The sequence below is a fragment of the Lysobacterales bacterium genome (assembly GCA_019634735.1).
In the GTDB taxonomy this organism is placed as follows: domain Bacteria; phylum Pseudomonadota; class Gammaproteobacteria; order Xanthomonadales; family UBA2363; genus Pseudofulvimonas.
This window is the reverse complement of the sequence record JAHCAT010000007.1, coordinates 129123-147120: the sequence shown is the minus strand read 5'-3', so window position 1 is coordinate 147120 and position 17998 is coordinate 129123. Positions and strand designations below refer to the sequence as shown.

12 protein-coding genes are annotated in these 17998 nt (G+C 73.4%); 2 read left to right on the top strand and 10 right to left on the bottom strand.

Annotated features, from left to right (window positions below; genetic code table 11):
- Positions 1 to 5: 5 nt before the first annotated feature.
- The 3 genes from map to KF823_08535 form a co-directional block, all read right to left on the bottom strand.
- Positions 6 to 794: a type I methionyl aminopeptidase gene (gene map / locus KF823_08545; protein ID MBX3725953.1), complete on the bottom strand. Its 789-nt coding sequence runs from the start codon at positions 792 to 794 to the stop codon at positions 6 to 8.
- Between the two features lie 108 nt (positions 795 to 902).
- Entirely contained in the window at positions 903 to 2663 is a 1761-nt protein-coding gene (locus tag KF823_08540) for a hypothetical protein (GenBank protein MBX3725952.1), read from the bottom strand.
- Positions 2664 to 2769: 106 nt separating this feature from the next.
- Entirely contained in the window at positions 2770 to 4863 is a 2094-nt protein-coding gene (locus KF823_08535) for a bifunctional (p)ppGpp synthetase/guanosine-3',5'-bis(diphosphate) 3'-pyrophosphohydrolase (protein MBX3725951.1), read from the bottom strand.
- A gap of 181 nt (positions 4864 to 5044) precedes the next feature.
- On the opposite strand from KF823_08535, the gene KF823_08530 reads away from it, so the two are divergent.
- Positions 5045 to 5431, top strand: coding sequence for a hypothetical protein (locus KF823_08530; protein MBX3725950.1), 387 nt, complete (start codon positions 5045 to 5047; stop codon positions 5429 to 5431).
- A gap of 187 nt (positions 5432 to 5618) precedes the next feature.
- Here the strand turns inward: KF823_08530 and hrpA are convergent, their stop codons facing one another.
- Positions 5619 to 9482 (bottom strand): ATP-dependent RNA helicase HrpA, encoded by a 3864-nt coding sequence (hrpA, locus tag KF823_08525; GenBank protein MBX3725949.1) that lies wholly within the window; start codon positions 9480 to 9482, stop codon positions 5619 to 5621.
- A gap of 74 nt (positions 9483 to 9556) precedes the next feature.
- Between hrpA and KF823_08520 the strand changes: the two genes are divergently transcribed.
- Positions 9557 to 10072, top strand: coding sequence for a DNA starvation/stationary phase protection protein (locus KF823_08520; protein ID MBX3725948.1), 516 nt, complete (start codon positions 9557 to 9559; stop codon positions 10070 to 10072).
- 121 nt (positions 10073 to 10193) lie between these two features.
- Here the strand turns inward: KF823_08520 and rplS are convergent, their stop codons facing one another.
- From rplS to KF823_08490, 6 genes are all read right to left on the bottom strand, one after another.
- Positions 10194 to 10604, bottom strand: coding sequence for a 50S ribosomal protein L19 (gene rplS, locus KF823_08515; protein MBX3725947.1), 411 nt, complete (start codon positions 10602 to 10604; stop codon positions 10194 to 10196).
- 187 nt (positions 10605 to 10791) lie between these two features.
- Positions 10792 to 11553: a tRNA (guanosine(37)-N1)-methyltransferase TrmD gene (trmD, locus tag KF823_08510; protein MBX3725946.1), complete on the bottom strand. Its 762-nt coding sequence runs from the start codon at positions 11551 to 11553 to the stop codon at positions 10792 to 10794.
- A 142-nt stretch (positions 11554 to 11695) separates the two neighbouring features.
- Entirely contained in the window at positions 11696 to 12205 is a 510-nt protein-coding gene (rimM, locus tag KF823_08505; protein ID MBX3725945.1) for a ribosome maturation factor RimM, read from the bottom strand.
- 20 nt (positions 12206 to 12225) lie between these two features.
- Entirely contained in the window at positions 12226 to 12486 is a 261-nt protein-coding gene (gene rpsP / locus KF823_08500) for a 30S ribosomal protein S16 (protein MBX3725944.1), read from the bottom strand.
- Positions 12487 to 12734: 248 nt separating this feature from the next.
- Positions 12735 to 17078, bottom strand: a complete 4344-nt coding sequence (locus KF823_08495; protein ID MBX3725943.1) for a DEAD/DEAH box helicase — start codon at positions 17076 to 17078, stop codon at positions 12735 to 12737.
- A gap of 83 nt (positions 17079 to 17161) precedes the next feature.
- Positions 17162 to 17923 (bottom strand): hypothetical protein, encoded by a 762-nt coding sequence (locus KF823_08490; GenBank protein MBX3725942.1) that lies wholly within the window; start codon positions 17921 to 17923, stop codon positions 17162 to 17164.
- Between the last annotated feature and the right edge of the window lie 75 nt (positions 17924 to 17998).

The following is a 17998-nucleotide window of genomic DNA, read 5'->3' as shown; positions in this document are numbered from 1 at the left end:
CGGCCTCAGAGCGGCTCGCCGGGCGGCAGGGTGAGCACGTCGAAGCCGTCCTCGGTGACGGCCACGGTGTGTTCCCACTGCGCGGACAGGGAGCGATCGCGGGTGACCACGGTCCAGTTGTCGGGCAGCAGGCGGGTGTGCCGCTTGCCGGCGTTCACCATCGGCTCGATGGTGAACACCATTCCCGGCCGCAGGACCACGCCGGTACCCGGCTGGCCGTAGTGCAGCACCTGCGGCTCCTCGTGGTAGATCCTGCCGATGCCGTGCCCGCAGTATTCCCTCACCACGGAGAAGCGTTCGGCCTCGGCGACCTGCTGGATGGCATGTCCGATATCGCCAAGCTGGACGCCCGGCCGGACCATGCGGATGCCGGCGCACATCGCCGCGTAGGTGGTCTCCACCAGGCGCCGGGCGAGCACCGGGGGTTCCCCGACGTAGTACATGCGGCTGGTGTCGCCGTGCCAGCCGTCCTTGATCACGGTGACGTCGATGTTGACGATGTCCCCTGCCTTGAGCGCCTTGCCACCGCTGGGGATGCCATGGCAGATGACGTTGTTGACCGAGGTGCAGATGGTCTTCGGGAACGGCATCCGGCCGGGCGCGCCGCCGTAGCCGAGGTTGGCCGGCACCGCCTGCTGCACCCCGACGATGTGGTCGTGGCAGATGCGGTCCAGCTCCTCCGTGGTGACCCCCGGGCGGACGTGTGGCTCGATCATGCGCAGCACCTCGGCGGCCAGGCGGCCGGCCGTGCGCATCTGCTCGATTTCCTCGGGGGTTTTCAGGGTGATCGGCATGCACTCGCCCGTTGTCGAACCGCGATTTTAGCGCGATTCGGCGCCGCGGCCCGCAGGCCCGGTCCCGCCCGCACCGCGTGCGGCGGGCACCGGGAACCGTGGACCGGTTCAGCCGCCATCGATCTCGCGCGCCAGGACGGCAAGTCCAGGGTGGCCTGGCGCCAGCGAGCGGGCACGCTCCAGCGACAGGCGCGCAGGACCGGTCTCGCCAGCCCGCGCCTGGCCGCTGCCCCGCTCCAGCCAGGCGTTCGCGAGCTGCCGGCGCAGTTCGGGGATTGCCGGATCCATCGGGGCCATGGCGACCAGGGCGTCGAGGGCATCGCCGGCCTCGACCAGCCGACCCATTTCCGCATGGTGGACGACCAGCGACTGCGCACGGCTGGGCAGGGCGGCCACCGCGCGCCGGGCATCCTCGTCCATGGGATCGATGGCCAGCACCTGGCGGTACAGGTCGTAGGCGCTCGCGCCAGCGGGCTCGACCAGCGCGCCCCGGCGCTCGGCGCCGCGTGCCTGTTCCATCAGCCGGTTCAGCCGGGCGCGGGCGGCGGCGTCGAGCTCGGGCCGCGCCAGCACCTCTGCAAGCCGCTCGTTCATCGCCGCAAGGCTGGCCTCGGCGTCGGCCAGCGCCGCTGCATCGGCGCCGGCACGCCGGGCCAGGGCAAGTCCGGCTTCGGCCCGCGCGGGGTTGCGCTGTTCGATCGCCGAGAGTGCCTGTGCCAGGGCGCGCTCGGCCGCGCGTTCAAGGCCGGCCTGGCCGCGCGGATCGTCGCCGTCGAGGGCCAGGACACGCTGGTAACCGGTGATGGCATCCTCCAGGCGACCTGCCTGCAGGGCGCGATCGGCACTGGCCAGGCGTCTGCGCAACTCGGCGTCGCGGCGTGCCTGTTCTTCCGCCTGCTGCTCGCGAGCGCGCGCCAGCTCGGCGACCTCGCGTTCGACCGCCTCCGCCGCGGCAGCGGCGGTCGCAGCGGCCTGTTCGGCAGCCGCGAGCTGCGCTGCGCGCGCCTGGGCTTCCGCCGCGGCCTGCTGGCCGGCCTGCGCCTGCGCCAGGCGCTGGCGCAGGGCCGGCAGGCTGGCGTGCTGGGGCTGTTCGGCGGCGATCGCCTCGATCATCCCGCCGGCACTGTCGAGCCGGCCAGCGCCGAGCGCCTGGCCGGCCTCGTCGGCCAGCACCGCCAGCGCGTCCTCGATACCCCGGCTGGCAACGGCGTTGCCGGGATCGATCGCCAGCATCTGCCGGAACGCCACCAGGGCGCCCTGATCGCCACGGATACGACGGCGCGCCAGCGCCTCCTGACCGCGCTCCAGCAGCGCAGGCAGGGCCTGGCCGGCCGCCTCGATGGCGGCGATGCGACGTTCGAGGTCGGCCACCGTGGCACCGGCCTCGCCGGTGTCTGGCAACAGCGCGACCAGGGCACGGGCGCGCGCCGGGTCAGCCGTGGCCAGGGCATCCTGGGCCTGTCCGACCAGGGCCTGGCCAACCCGGCGAAGGCCGAGGCGCGCGGCGTCGTTGTCCGGATCGTCGGCCAGCACCCGCTGATAGAGGGCGAGCGCGTCGTTGCCACCGGCCTCTCCCTGCCAGCGTCCCTCCGCCTCGGCGCGGGCGGCGGCGTTGAGCAGCTCACGGGTCTGGGAGGCGGGGAACCCTTCGCGCAGGGCCTCGCGCTGGCTCCAGACCAGCGCCGCGGCGACCAGCACCATCCCGGTCAGCAGCAGGGGCCAGCGCGCCCCGCGGCCCGGCGGCGGCGGTCGTCTCGGCGCCCGCCGCTCGCCGGCGATGAGCGGCTCCTCGACCGGCCGGTCCGGGCGCTCCGGGTCGAGGTCGTCGATACGCCCCAGTTCGGGTTCGGGTCGATGGCGGGGATGCATGGCGCGGCGGGGCCTTGAAGGGTCGGATCGGAAATCGGATCGCGCCATTAGAAGGCCTGGCGCATGAACCGTGCTTGTGCGATGAAACTCACATTCGCAGAGGGAATCAGCTCAGCCGCCGCGCCTCGCGGACGGAGGGCAGGGCCGACAGGCGGGTCAGCAGCGTACCCAGCTGATCGACATCGCGCACGCGGGCCGCGCAGCGGATCTCGGCCTCGCCCTGGCGGGCATCGATGCGGGAGTCCAGGGCCAGGACCGGCACGCCCAGACCGGCGAACACCGCGGTGACGTCCTTGAGCAGCCCGCCACGGTCGAAAGCGCGCAGGCGCAGGCCGACTTCGAACTGGCCGGCCGCCCGGCGACCCCACTCGACCGGCAGCACCCGCTCGGGGTGCCGGGCCGCCATCCGGGCCAGGCTGCCGCAGTCCTGGCGGTGCACGCTGACACCGCGCCCCTGGGTGACGTAGCCGGTGATGGCGTCGCCCGGCAGCGGCTGGCAGCAACGCGCATAGGCCAGCAGCAGATTGTCCACGCCCTCGACGGTCACTGCGTCGCCGGCCGCCGGCACCTGGCCCTGGCGCGGCGCCGGCTCCGCGGGCGCCGGGCGCGGCACCTGCGCCTCGTGGATGGCGCGCGCCACCTGCGCCGGCGACACCTCGCCGAGCGCGACCGCCACATGCAGCTCCTCGATGCGCTTGAGGTTCCAGCGCGCAAGCAGCGGCGCCAGCGGCCACTCGTGCAGACCCAGGCGCTTGAGCTCGCGTTCCAGAAGGGCGGCGCCCTCGCGCAGGTTCTGGTCGAGCTCCAGGCGCCGGAACCAGGCCCTGACCTTGTCGCGGGCACGACCGCTGACCAGGTAACCGGCCTGCGCATTGAGCCAGTCGCGGCGCGGCGCCGCCTGCTTGCCGGTCAGGATTTCGATGCGGTCGCCCGATTGCGGGCAGTGGCTCAGCGGCACGATGCGGCCGTTGACCTTGGCGCCGCGACAGCGATGCCCGACCTCGGTGTGCACGTGGTAGGCGAAGTCCAGCACGGTGGCGCCGGCCGGCAGGTCGACGACCTGGCCGCGCGGGGTCAGCACGTATACACGGTCCTCGACCGTGTCGGTGCGGAAGCCCTCGTAGAGGCCGCGGTCGTCCTCGCCGGCCTCGCGGTTCTCCAGCAGGTTGCGCAGCCAGGCGATCTTGCGTTCCAGGGCGGCGTCGCCACGCCCGCCCTCCTTGTACTTCCAGTGCGCGGCGACGCCCAGCTCGGCGTGGGCGTGCATGTCATGGCTGCGGATCTGCACCTCCAGCGTCTTGCCGTCGGGGCCGACCACCGCCGTGTGCAGGGACTGGTAGTTGTTGCCCTTGGGCCGGGCGATGTAGTCGTCGAACTCCTGGGGAATCGGCGTCCACAGGCTGTGGACCACGCCCAGCGCCGCGTAGCAGGCGGCGACGTCGTCGACCAGGACGCGCAGGGCACGGACGTCGTACAGCTCGCCGAATCCCGCGTTCTTGCGGCCCATCTTCTTCCAGATGCTGAAGATGTGCTTGGGCCGGCCGGCGACCTGGGCGCGCAGGCCGGCCTGGCCCAGGGCCAAGGTCAGCGCACGGCCGGCCTGCTCGATGTAGCGCTCGCGGTCACCACGGCGCTCATCGAGCAGACCGGCGATGCGCCGATAGGTGTCCGGGTTGAGGAAACGGAAGGCGAGATCCTCCAGCTCCCACTTGAGTTGCCAGATGCCCAGGCGGTTTGCCAGCGGCGCGTGGATGTCCGCCGCGAGCCGGGCCAGCTCCCGGCGCTGGTCGGCTGGCAGGCGTGCCGCCTGGCGCAGGGCGACCAGTTGCTCGGCCAGCAGGATGAACACCACGCGCAGGTCGCGCACGATCGCCAGCAGGAGCCGGCGCAGCCCCTCGGCGTTGGCAGCGCCGGTCGGATCGGCGTGCAGGCTCCAGACCAGCCCGGCCTCACCCAGTCCTTCGCGCAGGGCGCCGCACTCGCGCACCGCCGCCGTGGCCTGCGACCAGCAATCCAGCCGGCGCGCGATGGCCGCCGCGCGCGTCGCCGGGTCGACCTGCAGGCCGTCGAGCAGGGCCAGGACCTGGATCAGCGCGTCGCGATCGTCGGACATCAGCGCCTGCGCCGCCGGTGCGGCCCAGTCCGGCAGCACGGCGCCTGCGGCGGGATCGACGGTGGCGGCTGACTCCATGGCGACCATTGTAGGCCGGCGGACGGTCGCCGCCGTGGTGGCGGCCGGATCGCGGCTACAATCCGCCCCTGACGTCCGAACCCTCGCCAAGGCCCGCCGTATGCACATCATCGCCCGCGTCCTCCTCCTGTTCCTCGTCCTGACCGCATCCACCGCGATGGCACAGGACTTCTCTTCCCTGGAGGAGCGCATGAGCAGCGACGACTTCAGCTCGGCTGGCCTGGACCGGTTGTCCGCCGACGAGCTGGCCCGGCTCAACGACTGGTTGCGCGCCAACTGGCCGGCAAGCGCCGCCGCTGCCTACCCCGCCCAGGCGGACAACCGCGGCCTGAGCGACCCTGCCGTCTCCCGCAACGCCATCGTCAGCCGCATCAAGGGCGAGTTCACCGGCTGGAACAGCCGCACCACCTTCACGCTGGAGAACGGCATGGTCTGGGAGATGGCCGGCTCGTTCACGCCGCTGGCGATCCGGGCGGTGCAGGACCCGACCGTGATCATCGAACCTGGCCTGTTCGGCGCCTGGAACCTGCGCATCGAGGGCTACAACGCGTCCGCGCGGGTCCGCCGCGTTCGCTGAGTCCCGCTGCAGCCGGACCGGCCCCGGCCTGTCTGGCTGAACGGCGTCAAGGAACTGCGCAGGCGCCGGCCCGGCTTCCGCCGCGCATCGGCCGAGCCACCGCAGGCCGGCGGTCCGCAGCACGACCCCGACCGGCAGCGCGCAACCCGCCGCAGGGGCGACCCCCGCTCCGTTACGGAATCGCCGATCAGCTCTCCAGCGCCTGGAGCCTTCGCTCCACGCGCTTTTCCGAGACCGGCTCCCGGGTGCCCAGTTCCTGCGCGAACAACGACACCCGGAGTTCCTCGAGCAGCCAGCGCACGTCTTCCAGCTGCTGGCCGTCGGCACGCCCGGCCAGCGCCTGGATGCGCCGCTGGAAGCCCTCGACCACCAGCATCCGCGCCTGGTCGCGGCGCGGGTCGTCCTGCAGCCGCTGGGCGCGCAGCGCCATGGCCCGCAGGTAGCGCGGATACTCCGAAAGCCGCTCGTCGGGTATCCGCTCGCCCAGATCGGCGGGGAACAGTGCCTGGCGCTGCGCGTGCAAGTCGTCGAAGTTGGCGGCAGCGAAGCCCAGCAGAGGGGGTGCGAGGGCCGGGGCCGCCTGGGCCAGCGCCGAGAGCGCATCGGCCACCTTCAGTGCCCGGGCGTTGACGGCGCGACCCAGCCGCTCGCCGAGATCGCCGGCCAGCGCCTCGAAGGCGGCACGGCTGCGCACCGGCCCGGCCTCCACCAGCAGCCTGGCCAGGGCGTGGTCGACGATCTGCGCGCGCAGCACATCCACCGAGCCGATGCCGGCCCAGGCGAACTGCGCCTGGGCATCGAGCGGCAATTGCCGGGCAAGGCGCCGGCGCAGGTCGGCCAGGCGCAGCAGCAGGAGCCTGCGAAGGCCGCCGGCATGCGCCTGTGCCGCTTGCGCGGCGGTCTCGAACACCACCAGGTCGACGTGCTCGCCGCGGTCGACGAAGGCCGGATAGGCGGCCAGACCGGCCTCGCCCTCGATGCGGTCGGGCAGCTCATCGGGTTCGAACCGGGTCAGCCCGGTACGGCTGAAGCCGCCAGCCGCGCGCTGCGCGAAGGCGGCGCGGGCGGCCCGTCCCCAGCGTGCCTGCAGGGCGGCCAGGTCCCGCCCGTGTGCGACTTCGGTGCCGGCCTCGTCGACCACCACGATGCGCATGCGCAGGTGGGCCGGCAACCCGCTGTCGTCGAAATCAGAGGCTGCAACGTCGACACCGGTCGTGCTGCGCAACCAGGCCGCCAGCGCGTCGACCAGGGCGACATCGCGCGGTGCCTGCGCCTGCGCGAAGGCCCGGGCGAAGTCGGGTGCCGGCACGAAGTTGCGTCGCTGCGGCTTGGCCAGCGAGCGGATCAGCTCTGCGACCCGCGCCGGCAGCAGGCCGGGCACCAGCCAGTCCAGACGCGCCGGCGGCACCGCGTTGAGCCAGGCCAGCGGCACCCGCAGGGAGACGCCATCGGCCTCGTCGCCCGGCACGAAACGGTAGTCCAGGTCGAACCAGTGCCCGGCCAGTTGCAGGCGCGCCGGGAAGCCGTCGGCGCCGGTGTCCTGGGCCAGCAGGTCGGTGAGTTGCCAATGCAGGCCTCGCCGTTCCGGGGCCGGCAGCCGCCGGTACCAGTCGTCCAGGGCTCGGGTCGAGTTCACCGTCGCCGGCACCAGCGCCTCGAAGAACTGGGCCCTCGCTTCAGCATCCAGCACCAGCCCCTGGCGTCGCTGCGCAGCCTCGCGCTCGCGCGCCTGGGCCAGGACCAGCGCGTTGTCGGCCACGAAATCGCTGCGGCTGCGCAGGTCGCATTCGGCCAGGCCGTCGCGCAGGAAGATCGCGCGGGCACCGGCGGGGTCGGTGGCGGCATAGTCGACCCGGCGCCGGGCATGCACGACCAGGCCGAGCAGGCTGGCCTGCTCGAAGGCCTGGACGCGGCCGCGGTCGGCATCCCAGAACGGCTCGAACACGGTCCGCCGCAGCAGGTGGCCGGCCTGTGCGTACAGCCAGTCCGGCTCGATCCGGGCGTTGACGTGGGCGTACAGCCGGGCGGTCTGGATCACCGACAGCGACAGCAGCCAGGGCGGCTGCGCCTTGGCCAGGGCGCTGCCCGGGAAGATCGAGAAGCCGCGGCTGCGGGTGCCCTCGTACAGGCCCTTCTCGCCGCGTCGGGCGACGCTGGTCGGCAGGCCGGCCAGGATCGCCCGGTGGATCGCCTCGTAGCTCGCCGGCTTGCCGTCCGGGCCGGCCAGCGGCCAGCCGATGGCATCGGCGATCTGCAGCAGTTGCCGGTGCAGTTCGCGCCACTCGCGCATGCGCATGAAGTTGAGGAAGCGCTCTTCGCACCAGGCGCGCAGCCGGCTGCTGCCGAGCTCGGCGTGGGCGGCGTCGAAGGCCTGCCACAGCTTCCAGGCCGACAGGAAATCCGAGCGGGCGTCGGCGAACTCGGCGTGCCGGCTGTCGGCGAGCTGGCGGACCTCGGCCGGCCGCTCGCGCGGATCCTGGACGCCCAGGAAGGCGACGATCGCCAGCAGCTCGCGCAGGCTGCCCAGCTCGCGGGCCTCGACCAGCATCCGGGCGAGCTGGACGTCGATCGGGAAGCGCGCCATCGCCCGGCCGATGTCGGTCAGCCGGCGCTGGCCGTCGACCGCCCTGAGCTCGGCGAGCTGCTGCAGGCCCTCGCGGATGGCGCGCTCGCCGGGCGGGTCGATGAACGGGAACGCCTCGATGTCGCCCAGACCCAGCGACAGCATGCGCAGGATGACGTTGGCCAGCGAGCTGCGCAGGATCTCCGGATCGGCGTACTCCGGGCGCGCCAGGAAATCGGCCTCGTCGTACAGGCGCCAGGCGATGCCCGGGCCGGTGCGGCCGCAGCGGCCGGCGCGCTGCTCGGCATTGGCGCGGGCGATCGGCTCGACCTCCAGGCGCTGCACCTTGCTGCGCGGGCTGTAGCGGCTGATCCGCGCGGTGCCGGCGTCGACCACGTGGCGGATCCGCGGCACCGTCAGCGAGGTCTCGGCGACGTTGGTGGCCAGCACGATGCGCCGGCCGGTGCCGGGCCGGAACACACGGTCCTGGTCGCGCGCCGACAGCCGCGCGTACAGCGGCAGCACTTCGGTATGGCGCAGGCGCAGCTCGGCCAGCACGCGGTGCGCTTCGCGGATCTCGCGCTCGCCGGGCAGGAACACCAGGACGTCGCCCTGAGGATCCTCCCGGCCGATTTCGGCGACCGTGTCGGCGAGCGCCGCGACCAGCCCGCGCTCGCCGCGCTCGCGGTCCGCCAGCGGCCGCCAACGGCGCTCGACCGGGTAACTGCGGCCGGGGATCTCGACCACCGGCGCACCATCGAAGAAGGCGGCGAAGCGTGCCGTGTCGATGGTCGCCGAGGTGACGATCACCTTGAGGTCGTCGCGGCGCGCCAGCAGGCGCTTGAGCAGGCCGAGCAGGAAGTCGATGTTGAGCGAGCGCTCGTGCGCCTCGTCGACCAGGATGGTGTCGTAGGCGGAAAGCCAGGGGTCGGACTGCGCCTGGGCGAGCAGGATGCCGTCGGTCATGAAGCGGATCGCGGTGTCCTCGCCGGCGCGCTCGTCGAAGCGCACCTGATAGCCGACCAGCTCGCCGAGCCGGGTGTCGAGCTCCTCGGCGACCCGGCGTGCGACGCTGCGCGCCGCGATCCGGCGCGGCTGGGTGCAGGCGATCGCACCGGCGGCGCCGCGACCGGCCACCAGCGCCAGCTTCGGGATCTGCGTGGTCTTGCCGGAGCCGGTCTCGCCGGCGACCACCACCACCCGGTGCCGGGCGATCAGTCCGGCCAGGCGCTCGCCCTCGGCGTGGATCGGCAGGCAACCGTCGAAGCGCGGCGTCGGCAGGACCTGCCGGCGGGCCCCGACCGCCGCCGCCGACGTCTCGCACAGGGCACGGTACTGCTCGGCCAGGGCCGCCACCTGGTCAGGTTTCGCGCCGCGCAGGCGCTGGCGCAGGCGCAGCAGCCGGCCGCGGTCGGCGCTGCGCACGCTGCCCGGCGGCGGCAGGGGCGGGAGTCCGGGACGGCGATCGGCAGGGTCGATTGACGCCATTGGCGGAGCTGACTTCATTGTGACGGGGCGGCGGGTTAGCCTAGGGCCAATTCCGGTTCCGACAGGAGATGGTCATGGCAAGCGGCAAGCGCAAGATCGAGGCGAAGGCGAAGAAGGCCGAGGCGAAGATCGACATCGGCATTCCCGAGAAGCAGCGGCGGCAGATCGCCGAGGGTCTGGCCCGCCTGCTGGCCGACAACTACACCCTGTACCTCAAGACCCATGCGTTCCACTGGAACGTCACCGGGCCGATGTTCAACACCCTGCACACCATGTTCGAGGTCCAGTACAACGAACTGTGGCTGGCCAACGACGACATCGCCGAACGGATCCGCGCCCTGGGCATGTACGCGCCGGGCTCGGGTGCGCAGTTCGCGGGGCTGTCGGCGATCAAGGAAGAGGCCGGGGTGCCCGACTGGAAGGGCATGGTCGGGCAGCTGGTCGACGGCCACGAGACCTGCGCGCGGACCGCGCGCGAGGCGTTCAAGGTGGCGGACGGCGCGGACGACCAGCCCACTGCCGACCTGGTCACGCAGCGCATGCAGGCGCACGAGAAGACCGCCTGGATGCTGCGCTCCCTTCTCGCCTGACGACCCGGCACGCGGCCAAGCGGCCCACAGGACCCCGCAAATGCCGAAGGCCGCCATTGCTGGCGGCCTTCGCGGCGATCCCCGGACGGCGCGCTCGCGCACACCGTCCAGCTGCCCGGGTTCAGGCTTCCTTGGCCTTCTTGGCCGCCTTCTTGGCGGCATCGCGCTTTGCGGCGTCCTTCGCGGAAGCGGCCAGATCCTCCTGGATGCGCGCCGCCTTGCCCTCGAGCCCACGCAGGTAGTACAGCTTGGCGCCGCGCACCTTGCCACGACGCTTGACCTCGACCGAGTCGATCACCGGGCTGTGCGCCTGGAACACGCGCTCGACGCCGGTGCCATGCGACATCTTGCGCACGGTGAAGGCGGAGTTCAGGCCGCGGTTGCGCTTGGCGATGACCACGCCCTCATAGGCCTGGATGCGCTCGCGGTTGCCTTCCTTGACCTTGACGTTGACCACCACGGTGTCGCCGGGGGAGAAATCCGGCAGCTGGCGCGCCATCTGCTCGGCTTCGAATTGCTGGATCAGGTTCATGGCGTTCACCAATGACGTGAGAATCGGGGGGGCTTGCAAAGACCGCGGATTATGGCAGATCCCGACGGTGCTTGGGAAGGTCCCGCCAGGGCGGCCCGCCGGGCCGTCCTGACCGGACCCTGGCATCCAATCCGGGACCGCGACACCCCCCCCTGCCGACCCCGCCCAGGCTGACGCTGCGGCCGGCTCAGGCCGCGCCGGATCCGCCCGCACGCCGCCAGGCGTCGATGAACTCGGCGAGCAGGACGCGGTCGGCCGGGTCCAGGGTGGCCCTGGCCAGCAGGTCGGGGCGCCGCAGCCAGGTGCGGCCGAGCGCCTCGCGGCGGCGCCAGCGCGCGATGGCGGCATGGTCGCCGCCCAGCAGCACCTGGGGCACGGCGCCCAGCGCGTGGTGCTCCGGGCGGGTCCAGTGCCCGCAGTCCAGCAGCCCGTCCCCGAAGGAGTCCTGGCGCGCCGAGTCGGCGTCGCCAAGCGCCCCGTCCAGCAGGCGGCCGACGGCATCGATCACGATGCAGGCCGGCAATTCGCCGCCGGACAACACGTAGTCGCCGACCGACAGTTCCTCGTCGACCTCGGCGGCCAGCAGGCGCTCGTCGATCGCCTCGTAGCGTCCGCAGACCAGGACCAGGCGCGGCAGGGCCGCCAGGCGCCTGACCCCGGACTGGCTCAGGCGCTCGCCCTGCGGGCTCAGGTGGATCACGCGCGCAGGCCCCGGCGCGGCGTCGCGTGCCGCAGCCAGCGCGGCACGCAAGGGATCGACCAGCATCACCATGCCCGGTCCGCCGCCGTAGGGGCGGTCGTCCACGGTGCGGTGGGGATCGCCGGTGAAGTCGCGGGGATTCCAGCCGACCACCTCGAGCAGGCCGCGCTGCCGGGCGCGGCCGACCACGCCGAAGCCGCTGGCGGCGTCGACGAAGTCGGGGAACAGGCTGATCACGTCGATGCGCACGGCAAGATCCTGTCGTACCAGGTAGGAGGCCGGCGCCGGCCATGTTGGCCGGCCGCACCGGGCGAGCTGGCCGGGCTGGCCCGGGTGTTCCATGAAGCCGCTACCGCGGCCGTCGAGATCACGCCCCCATGAGATACCCGGTCTAGAAGTCCGGATCCCAGTCGACCAGGATCATGCCCCCGTCGAGGTCGACGCGGCGCACATGGCTGCCACGGACGAACGGCACCAGGCGCTCGCGTTCGCCCTGCCGCACCACCATCACGTCGTTGGCGCCGGTCGCGAACAGCGACTCGACGACGCCGAGCTGCACGCCATCCAGGTTGACGACGGCCAGCCCCTCGAGATCCGTCCAGTAGAACTCGCCGGGCGCCGGTGCCGGGAGCTGAGCCCGGCGCACGCAGATCTCCGCGCCGAGCAGCGCTGCCGCCGCGTCGCGGTCGTCTATGCCGTCGACCATCGCAGCGATGCGCTGCTGGCGCACCAGGGGCCTGGCGCGCGCGACGCGCTCGGCACCGAGCTGGCGCACGATCCAGGGCTGGTAGTCGAAGATCCGGTCGCGGGGCTCGGTGAAGGACTCCACCTTGAGGCCCCCGCGGACGCCATGGAGCCCGACCACACGCCCGACCAGGACGCGGCGGTCGCGACGATCCATGGCGGGGCTGCGCGCGGCCCTCAGGCCGCGGCGGGCTGGCTCTTGCGGGCCTGCTTGACCAGCGAGCGCACCTTCTCGGTCATCTGGGCGCCCTTGCCGACCCAGTGGTCGACGCGCTCCAGCTTGACCTCGAGCGGACGCTCCTGGCCGGTCGCGATCGGGTTGTAGAAACCCACGCGCTCGATGCTGCGGCCGTCGCGCGGGCTGCGCTCGTCGGCGACGATGATGTGGTAGAACGGCCGCGCCTTGGCGCCGCCGCGAGCCAGTCGAATCTTGACCATGTGCGGGGACTCTGGGTGGGAATCGCGTCCCGACGGGGGCGCGAATGAACGCGACATTATAGCGACACCCCTTGGAAATGGAAGGCCCGCGCAAGCCCGGCCGACCTGCCGCCTCCTTCGGCAGACGCCGCACGGCCGGGAATGCGCCCTCTTGTTCGGCATCGGACCCGATCCCCGGGCGCCGGTGGCCGCGCCCCACCGAGCGCCGCAGCCTGCGGCACCGGTCGTGGCCGGGCCGCGCGACGCGCTCAGGCCCGAGCGCGCGGACCTGCGCTGGCGGCCAGGATCCGGCGCGCCCGGTCCAGATCGGCCAGGGCGAGCTGCGGGTCCAGGGTGATGCGCCGGCCGCTGCGGTTGCCGGCCGGCACGCCGTCGCGCAGCAGCAGGCGGTTGCCGGCCAGGCCCGGCAGGCGCGTGCCGCTGCCCAGGACACCACACAGGTTGAGCGGGTCGGCGGCGCTCAGCGCGACCAGGCTGCCCTGCCCGGGCGCCAGGCCGCGCAGCGCGCTGGCGGCCTCGGCCAGCGCGAACTGCTCGCCGGCCTGGCCCTCGACGAAGCGGCCGCCCAGCAGCTCGCCGCGCGCCTCCATGCGCCGGTACACGTAGTGCAGGGCCCGCCAGGGCGGCAGGTGCTGCTCGCGCGCCAGCAGGGCCCGGAACACCACGCCGTAGCGGCGCAGCAGGACCCGGGCGACATGCTCCACGGCGGGTTCGGCCAGGCCGCCGCCCGCCTCGCCCGCGCCGGCAGACCGGACGCGCTGCAGGCTCCAGCGACCGGCATGGCCGGCATCGGCGGGCAGCGCCCTGCCCCGCTGGCGCGCCCGGTGCCGGGCCGGCGCCAGCAGGGCGCGCAGTCCCGCGAAGCTGTCGCAGCCGACCACGCCCTGACCGACCAACTCCCCCAGGGCGGTCTCGGCCTCGGCCAGGATCAGGCCGCTCTCCGCCACCAGGTCGTCAAGGAACAGGGCGCCGCAGGCGCGCAGCGTTTCGGCCACCCGTCGGGCACGGCCATCCAGCCCGGCCAACTGATCCTGGCCGGCCGCCGGCTCGCCGGCGGCCAGGGCCTGCCAGTGGCCCAGGCTGGCGCGCGCCGACAGCAGGATCGGCGTGGCGCGCACCGGTGCGCCGCGCCCGGACGGCACGGCGCCCTGCGCACGGGGCCGCCACCAGGCGATCCGGCCGCTTGCGCACAGGCGGTCGAGCAGCGCCGGCGACCAGTCGGCCAGGCGCTGCGGCAGCAGGTCGCGCTCCCAGGCACAGGCCGGCGCCACCCAGCCCTCGAGTTGGTCCAGCACCGCCAGCAGTCCGGCCTCGCCGCGACGCGGTTCGCCGGCGCCGGCGATGCCTTGCCAGTGCAGCAGGAAGCGCTGGAACTGCGCGGGCGGCACCGCCTTCTGGCTGGCCCGCCGCTGGTCGCGGCTGAGCCGGTGGATGCGCGCCAGCAGGCGGCGCTCGCACCACTGGCCGGGGCCGAGGCCGGCGTCGAAGGCGCCGCGCATCGCCACGCCCTCCCCTTCCAGACGCAGCAGCGCCGCCTCGACCCGCCCTTCCGGCAGGGCGAACGGCGCCGCCAGCGCGGCCGCCGTGGTGGGTCCGAGCAGCTCCAGCCGGCCGCGCAGCAGCTCGACCAGGGCGGTGTCGGGGTCCGCGTCGGCCGCCTCCACATCGCCCGGCGCGGTTGTCCCCGCCACGACCTCTATCCCGTTGCCGGACCAGGCGGGCCCGAGCTGCGGCCAGCGTTCCACAGCACAGGCGGCGCGGCGGCCATCGGGCCACGCAAGTGTCAGTGCGCGGCCCGTTGCGACCAGTTCGTCCAGCCACACCGCGGCAGCCAGCCGCTGAACATCCGCTTCGGCCAGGGCGCCATGCACCATCAGGGCATCGTGAAGCTCGTCGGCATCGCGTACCAGCGGCCAGGCCTCGTCGCGGACCTTCGCCACCGCCGCCGGATCGGGCCGCGCCAAGGTGGCGGCGGTGGCGGCATCGGGCAGCGCCTGCCAGCCGACCGCCCGGGTACGGCGCTCCTCGGCCTCGCCATCGTCGAGGAAGGCATAGGGGCGGGCGTTGAGGATGGCGCCGGCCAGCGGCGACGGCGCCACCAGGTCGCGGCACTCGACACGGACCCGACCGGACTCGATCCCGGCCAGCAGCGCCAGGAAGCCGTCGACGTCCATGGTGTCGTGCAGGCAGTCGTGCAGGGTTTGGGCGACCAGCGGGTGGTCGGGCACCTCGCGCGGCCCGGACAGGTTCTCGGCGCAGGCGACCTGGTCGGGGAAGACCACGGTCAGCAGGTCCTCGGCATCGCTGCGCTGGAACTGCGGCGGCACCCGGCGACCGGCGTTCATGCGGCGCACCGCCAGGGCGACGCTGGCGCACCAGCGCCAGCGGGTGCCGAACATGGGCGCGTCCAGCAGCGCCTGGACCAGGACATCGCGGGCACTGGCGCTGTGCAGGAAGCGGACCACGTCCTCGAGCGGGAAGCTGTGGCTGGGGCCCAGCGACAGGATCAGACTGTCCTCCAGCGCCGAGGCCTGCAGCTCGAAGTTGAAGGTGCGGCAGAAGCGCTTGCGCAGGGCCAGGCCCCAGGCCTTGTTGATGCGCGAGCCGTACGGCGAATGGATCACCAGGTGGGCGTCGCCGACCTCGTCGAAGAAGCGTTCGACGACCAGGGTGTCGAGGGTCGGCAGCACGCCCAGCGCAGCCCGCGCGGCGGCCAGCCATTGCACCAGTTGCGCGCCGGCCGCGACCGGCAGGCCAGGCACCCGGGCGAGCAGGCCGGCGGCGACGTCCGGCCCTTCGTCCAGGGCACGGTCGACGTCGGCGCTCAGCGCGGAGACCGCCTGCGACAGCTCGTCGCTGCGGCCCAGCGCCTCGCCGAACCAGAACGGCAGGCTGGGCGGCTGGCCGCGGGCGTCCTCGACCAGCACCTTGCCGGTCTCGACCTTGAGGATGCGATAGGCGCTGTTGCCGAGCTGGAAGATGTCGCCGGCGACGCTCTCGAAGGCGAAGTCCTCGTTTAGGGTGCCGATCCGCTGGCCTTCCGGCTGCAGCACCACGTCGTAGTCGAACTGGTCGGGAATGGTGCCGGCATTGGTCACCGCGACCAGGCGCGCGCCGCGCCGCGGCCGCACCCGGCCGTTGATGCCGTCCAGGTGCAGCCAGGCGCCGCGTCGGCCGCGCCGGGTGGCATACCCTTCCGCCAGCATCGCCAGCACGGCGTCGAATTCGCCGCGCGCCAGGCTCCGGTACGGCGCGGCGCAACGGACCGCGGTGAACAGCTCGTCGCAGCGCCATTCGCCGCAGCCGACCTCGGCCAGCACCTGCTGGGCGAGCACGTCCAGCGGTGCGCCGGCATCGCGCAAGCGGTCCAGCACGCCGTCGTCGATGGCCCGCAGCAGGGCTGCGCACTCCAGCAGGTCGTCGCGGCTGAGCGGGAACAGCCGGCCCTTGGGCAGGCCGCCGACGGCGTGCCCGGAGCGACCGACTCGCTGCAGCAGGGCGCTGATCCAGCGCGGCGAGCCGAGCTGGCAGACCAGGTCGACCTCGCCGATGTCGATGCCCAGTTCCAGCGACGAGGTCGCGACCAGGGCGCGCAGGCGGCCGGACTTCAGGCGCTGCTCGGCGTCAAGGCGCTGCGCCCGCGCCAGCGAGCCATGGTGGGCGGCGACCTCGCCCTCACCCAGGCGCTCGCCCAGGTGCCGGGCGACCCGTTCGGCCAGGCGCCGCTGGTTGACGAACACCAGGGTGGTGCGATGGCCGCGGGCCAGCTCGGCCAGGCGGTCGTAGACTTCGGTCCAGACCTCGTTCGACATCACCGCGTCCAGTGGCGCGCCCGGCACTTCCACGGCAAGATCGCGGCGGCGGGCATGGCCGGCGTCGATCACCGCGCAATCGCCGTCGTCGCCCTCGCCGACCAGGTAGCGGGCCACCACGTCGACCGGCCGCACCGTCGCAGACAGCCCGATGCGCAGCGGCCGCCGGCCGGTCAACGCCGCCATGCGCTCCAGCGACAGCATCAGGTGGGCGCCGCGCTTGCTGCCGGCCAGGGCGTGCAGTTCGTCGACGATCACGGTGCGCACGTCGCCGAGCATGGCGCGCCCGGAGGGACTGGTCAGCAGGATGAACAGCGATTCGGGCGTGGTCACCAGCACGTGCGGCGGCAGCCGGCGCATCAGGGCGCGCTCGGCGGCGGTGCTGTCGCCGGTGCGCACGCCGACGCGCAGGCCGACGTCGGGCAGGCCGAGTTCGAACAGGCGGTCGCGGATGCCGTTCAGGGGTGCCTGCAGGTTCTTCTCGATGTCGTTCGAGAGCGCCTTCAGCGGCGACACGTAGAGCACCTGGACGGCATCCGGCAGCGGCGCCGCCAGGCCGCGCACCACCAGGTCGTCGAGCGCCGCCAGGAAGGCCGCCAGGGTCTTGCCCGAGCCGGTCGGCGCGCAGACCAGGGCATGGCGGCCGGCGCGGGCCTCGCGCCAGGCACGCAACTGGACCGCGGTGGCGCCGCCGGGAAAGGCCCGGCGGAACCAGTCGGCGACCGCCGGATGGAAGCCATCCAGAGGATCACGACGCGGGTCGGGGGGCGTGCCGTCCATGGCCGCCATGCTGCCATGGCGGCCGTCTCACCGCCTGCGACACGGTCGCGGGTTCCGGGCCGCCCGGCGCAGGCGATGCGGCCTCAGGGATCGGGCACGAAGCCGGCCGGAAAGGCGCGCGGCTGCCGGTCGTGGCGCCACGGGGCCGGCAGCACCCCCATCGCCACCAGGTTCTCGCGGCTGTCGTAGCGGATCTCGATCACCTCGTCGGGCTGCGTCGTGGCGCGCGCAAAGTCGACGTTCCGGACCGGCGAGTCCAGGCGGCGGCCGTGGCCGGTGCCCAGGCTCTCGGCGGCCGAGGGCGGCGCCGAGGCCGAGGGCGCTGCCGGTGCCCGGGCGCGATGCCGATCAGCCTCGCCGGCGGCCAGCTCGTCGCCCTGCCAGCGCTGCGGAACCGCCTCGCGGAACAGGGCCACACCGATCACGCCGACATGGCCCGGACGACCGGTGCGCGCCGCATAGCTGTCGGACAGGGTGGTGAACTCGAAGGCCGCGGTCTGCCGCGTGCTCTTGCGCCAGCCGGTGATGCGCACCTGGCCGTGGCCGGCGAGCACGTAGCCGGACTGGTCCGGGGCCGCGGTCTGCCCGGTCACCACGTTGACGCCGTCGACGCTGGTCACGGCCAGCAGGCGACCCCCATGGCGGCTGCGCACGCGCAGCTCGTACTCGTGACCCGGCCGCCCGGCGACCCAGAGTCGTCCCTGGTGGCGATGCACAGGCAAGGCCTGGCCGGTCGCGCGGTCGAACACCTCCAGCTCGGCAAGGCGGCCGGTACCGGCCTGGGCGGGGTAGGCAGCAGCCAGCGCCAGCAGGGTCAGCGCGGCGGCAAGGACGGATCGGGTCATGGCGGCACTCCTTCAGGCCGGGATGGCCTGGTGTCTGCAACGCGCCGTGTGGCGGCCCGGGGTTTTCCGATGTCC